This is a genomic window from Methylibium sp. (assembly GCF_013817365.1).
Taxonomy (GTDB): Bacteria; Pseudomonadota; Gammaproteobacteria; order Burkholderiales; family Burkholderiaceae_C; genus Methylibium.
In genome coordinates this window covers 1-4,471 of record NZ_JACDCU010000346.1, presented here as the reverse complement: position 1 = coordinate 4,471, position 4,471 = coordinate 1, and the positions used below count along the sequence as shown (strand labels likewise).

Here is a 4,471-nt window from a genome sequence, read left to right as displayed (position 1 = left end):
CCTGTAACCACTGTCGAGACGATACCGACCGAGTGGCCAGACGCGGCGTTACTCGCATCCCTCCGCGCTTGGTACAACGGCATTTCGTCGCGCGACGCTGTCGAGCAGTTCCTGCCAGATCGCAGGGCGGCCGGCCAGTCCTCGCGCTCGCTCGTCGGGTCGATCAAGCGGCAGCTCGTCGCGTTAGCGCTGAGTCGGGGTCGACCTGATCTGGCTGAAATCCTGGTGACCGCTCGCCCTGGCAACTCAAAGTCGGCACGTTCGGTGGCGAGTGTCATCCAGGTGCTTCGAACAGCGCCACCACCGCGGCCGCTCGTGGGAGATGACGTCGATCGTTGGCTGTCTCCCCGGCTGGCCAGGGTTCTGCGCGAAGCCGGTTAGGCGGCGCCGACCGGCTCGAGCGCGAGCTTGGCGCAGCGCCTGGACGGCGGCCACCTCCATGGCTGGCGTGATCGTCCGTCATTGCGCACAAGCCCGGGTCACCGGCAATGCCGCCTTAATGTCGAAGGCGAGCTTGGCGTGGGCGGCGCGCAGCGCGGCTTCGGCCGCTTCAGGTCCAGCGGCGCGGGAGAAGATGAAGCCGAGATAACCTTCGCCTTCCGGTGGCGGTGCAACCATTTGCCCGGGTTGCGCGGTGATCCGGATGTCGCTGACACCCACCACCGCGCGCGCCGCCATCAGCCCCGTTGCGCCATCAAAGACGCCGCGTTCGGGTATCGGAATCATCATCACTCCGGACGCATCACTGTTGGCTGACATCGGCAGCGGCATGTTGAGCGCATGCCGCAGGATCAATTCTTCTAGCGACAGTCCGAGGCGCTGATCGAGTACGCGCCCACACAGGCCACCGATGGAGCGCGCCGCCACTTCCAGAAGCCAGACGCCTTGATCGTTGACGCGCATTTCCGCATGCAGCGGTCCGCCGGTCAGCCCCGCCAACGCGCACGCGCGTTGCACTTCCGCGGCGATTGCCGCCTGCGTGTCGGTCGGTAGGCGCGACGGTGTGATGTAAATGGTTTCCTCGAAATACGGGCCGTCCAGCGGGTCGGGCTTGTCGAATAACGCGAGCACACGCAATGCACCGTTTTCCAGCAAACCTTCCAACGCGTATTCGCGGCCAGGGATGAAGGCTTCGACGATCAGCCCAAGTTGCGTGGCGTCGCGATCGGCGACAGCCTGGATTCGGTGCACCTGGCCAACCGCCTGGGCAAACGACGCCGCGTCTTTGGCACGGATAACGCCGCGACTGGCGGACAAGCGCCGAGCCTTCACCACCACGGGATAGTCCAATGACGGGGCAAGTGCCAGGGCATCGGCTTCGCTGATCGGCGCCTGGAAATGCGGGCAGTTGAACCCGTGCGTCGTGAGCAATCGCCGGAACGCGAGCTTGTCGCGGGTGGTGCGCACCGCGTGCAACGGATTGCCTGGAAGCCCGAGTTTTTGCCGCAGCAGCGCGGCCAGTTCGAGTCCGTGGTCGTCCACCGCCAGCACGGCGTCGACGCGCCGCCCCAATGCAGCAAGCGCCTGTTCGACGGCGATTTCCGGCTGGTCGAAGGGCAACGAAAAAATCGGGCTCATGCCCATGAGCGGCGCGAGCCGGTGGCAGTAGTCGGCGGCGGTTATCACCTCGGCGCCGAGCTTTTGCGCGGCGGCGAGAAAATCCTCGTTGCGATAGCCGGCGGCCGGCAAGAGCAGCAAAACGCGCGGCATTGTCAGAACGATTGCAGCTGCTGTTCCGTAGGCTCGGAGCAGCAATACCACGGCTCGGACAATCGGGGCACGGGTGGGCCGGGATCGACGCCGTCGAGACTCGGTTCTTTGCGTCCGGCGGCAGCGTGGGCGAGTCGCCAAATCTCGCCGAAGACTTCCGCGCGCGTCGCGCTCTCCATCCGTATCGCCACGGCCTGCACTTCTCTTTGCAGTGCGTCGACGGAGGGATCGGCATGGTGCCAGGGATAGCCCAGCAGTTCCGAATCGAAGGGTTCCAACCGATCAACGAAGTCAGGCAGGCGCAACAAATACGATCCCTGCGGCACCAGCAGCCGGATGGAAAGCTGCACCGCGGGCACCGCTTCCTGCAGTTTCAATCGCACCAGCTCACGCAGCAGGTCGAGATAGCCGTCCAGCGTCGTCCACGGCGTAAAGGAGACGAAGGTTGGCGCGAGCGAGATGCCGCTCGCGCGACACAACGTCAGCGCGCGTTCAAAGTCCGCGCGGGTATGGTGCTTGTCGAAATGGTCGAGGATCCCGTCGTCCACCGATTCCACAGCGGAAGTGACGAACAGGCAGCCGAACTCGCGAAGCACCGGCAACAGTTCAGCGTGGTTCAGCAGATGCTGAATCTTGATCGTGGCATCGAACGTCAGTTGCGGAAAGCGCGCGTGCATGGCTTCGAGCACCTTGCGCGCATGCGTGGGCCCGTTGAAGAAATCCGGATCACCGAACGAAATGTGCGCAGCACCCGCCGCGACTTGCTGCGCGATGTCGGCCAACACCACCTCTTTGTCCACGGTGCGGAACTTGCCCTCGTACACCGGCACCACCGGGCAATGGCGGCACAAGTGCTTGCAGCCGCGAGTGGTCTCGGTAAAGCCGGTGATCTTGGCGCCGCCGTCCGGCAATATCAGGTGAGCGTACTGCGCCAGCTTGGGCAGACCGGTTCGGTCGGGCGTGACGAAGGCGACGCGTGAAAAATTGACGAGAGGCTCTCGCTGCGCGCCGTCATCGCCGTCGTCGCCGTCGCGCAGGCGTCCGGCAAGGGCGAGAAGGCCCGTTTCGAATTCGCCGCCCAACAGCGTCTGTACACCGAGCCCACGCAGCAACGCTTCATTCATCGCAGCGTACAGGCCGTACATGCACACATGGGCGGAAGGCGCCAGCGCCCGAATCTTGGGCAGCGCAGCAACGGCGATGCGGGTGGCGGTGTGCATGCCCAGATGAATCGCCACCAGTCCCGCACCGCGCAAGACATCGGGATCGAGCTTCTGTAGCGTAAGGTCGAGGCAGACGACGTCGAAGCCGGCCGCTTTCAGCAGTGCCGCGGGCGCGGCCAGGTTGAACGATTGGCGGCCGAGTTCGTAAGGGTTGATGAGCGCGGCCTTGAAAGCGACGGCCGGAGAAGATTGCGCAGCGCGGGTGCTGCCGTGCAAGATGTTCATTAGCGCATCGTCACTTTGATTTCGGGCGCGCTACCGCACCGGCCAGCGGTTCGCGCGAAGCGCTCGCGGCCTCCATCCGGCTCATATAACGACCCCACAATTCGGCGTGGTTCTCGCCCAACTCATAGAGATAGTCCCACGAAAAAAGGCCGGTATCGTGACCATCGGAAAAAGTCAGCTGCACGGCGTAGTTGCCGACCGGCTCGATGCCTTTGATTTCGATGTTCTTCTTGCCGACCTGCAGGACTTCCTGGCCCGGACCGTGTCCGCGCACCTCGGCTGACGGCGAAGACACCCGCAGAAACTCGTACGGCAACTCGAACCGTTTGCCGTTGTCAAATGCGATTTCCAGCTTGCTGGAAACCTGGTGCAGCTTGATTTCCGTGGGGACGGGCGTGAATTTATCGAGTCTTGACATGGATATTACCGGCGAGGCCGGTCACCGTGAATAATAATCACCTTGTGCAATGCGTAACGTCTTGCTCGCGAGTCAATGAGTTTTCATTTGCTGCCGGGTTTAATATACCCTGCAGCTACTTCGGCGCCCGCGCCAAAAAAATGCGCTTCCATTTGTCTGGCAAGATATTTTCGCGCGTTGGCATCCGCAAGATTAAGCCGGTTTTCATTCACCAGCATCTTCTGATGCTCAAGCCACCTTTTCCACGCTTCCTTGGACACGTTTTCAAAAATCCGATTGCCGAGTTCCCCCGGATACGGCGGCAAATCAACCCCCTCGGCTTCGCGTCCGAGTTTTATGCAATTCACTGTTCTAGGCATGGTAATTTCGACGCTCCTCTCAGGTAAATCTAAGACCCTACTGGTCGCGTATCAACATGAGTTAGATGTTTGCATCCCGGCAAAATCATTGCACTGCCGCTGGAAGGTGCAGGCTGCTTGGGCGTCATCTTCGCGCATGGTATGTCGCCGGACACGCTTGAACCCAGTTTACAATAAGCGCAACAGCGGCTCGTGTTCGAAATTCTGGCGGATATTTCTGTGAATCGAGCGAATTCCCCCATGTAAACTAGGCTACTCCACCGGCGCGCGCATGTCTGGATAATTCTCTTTCACTTCGTGACGGCTTCCTTCCGCGTCGTACCAGTAGAGCTTATCGGGCTCTTCAGTCTTTGCGGTGGTTTTGTGAGTGCTGTCACAAAACGGCGAACTTGCGGCGCACCTGAAGTGCTGGTGCTACTGCCATCGGCTGCTTGGCAGTTGCGTTGCCATCGACCGAAACAAGGCCGACGAACTCGCGCAGCGTGAAGGCTTCGCCGCGCCTGGGCCATCGATGCACGAATCGATCGGCCAGGTAC

The 4,471-nt window shown here is 61.7% G+C and carries 4 protein-coding genes and 1 pseudogene; 1 reads left to right on the top strand and 4 read right to left on the bottom strand.

Annotated features, from left to right (window positions below; translation table 11 throughout):
* A pseudogene (locus H0W38_RS17310) lies at positions 1-381 on the top strand (integrase); the annotation flags it as partial.
* 78 nt (positions 382-459) lie between these two features.
* Here the strand turns inward: H0W38_RS17310 and H0W38_RS17305 are convergent.
* From H0W38_RS17305 to H0W38_RS17290, 4 genes are all read right to left on the bottom strand, one after another.
* Positions 460-1,710 carry an ATP-grasp domain-containing protein gene (locus tag H0W38_RS17305; RefSeq protein WP_292456365.1) on the bottom strand — a complete coding sequence of 417 codons (1,251 nt, stop codon included), beginning with the start codon at positions 1,708-1,710 and terminating at the stop codon, positions 460-462.
* A gap of 2 nt (positions 1,711-1,712) precedes the next feature.
* Positions 1,713-3,158: a CUAEP/CCAEP-tail radical SAM (seleno)protein gene (locus tag H0W38_RS17300; RefSeq protein ID WP_292444995.1), complete on the bottom strand. Its 1,446-nt coding sequence runs from the start codon at positions 3,156-3,158 to the stop codon at positions 1,713-1,715.
* 10 nt (positions 3,159-3,168) lie between these two features.
* Positions 3,169-3,576 (bottom strand): DUF971 domain-containing protein, encoded by a 408-nt coding sequence (locus H0W38_RS17295; RefSeq protein ID WP_292444997.1) that lies wholly within the window; start codon positions 3,574-3,576, stop codon positions 3,169-3,171.
* 83 nt (positions 3,577-3,659) lie between these two features.
* Complete coding sequence (locus H0W38_RS17290) at positions 3,660-3,935, bottom strand: oxidative damage protection protein (RefSeq protein ID WP_292456363.1); 276 nt, start codon at positions 3,933-3,935, stop codon at positions 3,660-3,662.
* Positions 3,936-4,471: the final 536 nt, after the last annotated feature.

Coding starts and splice junctions, on each gene's coding strand:
- H0W38_RS17305 (WP_292456365.1), bottom strand. CDS start 1,710: ATGCCGCGCGTTTTGCTGCTCTTGCCGGCCGCCGGCTATCGCAACGAG.
- H0W38_RS17300 (WP_292444995.1), bottom strand. CDS start 3,158: ATGAACATCTTGCACGGCAGCACCCGCGCTGCGCAATCTTCTCCGGCC.
- H0W38_RS17295 (WP_292444997.1), bottom strand. CDS start 3,576: ATGTCAAGACTCGATAAATTCACGCCCGTCCCCACGGAAATCAAGCTG.
- H0W38_RS17290 (WP_292456363.1), bottom strand. CDS start 3,935: ATGCCTAGAACAGTGAATTGCATAAAACTCGGACGCGAAGCCGAGGGG.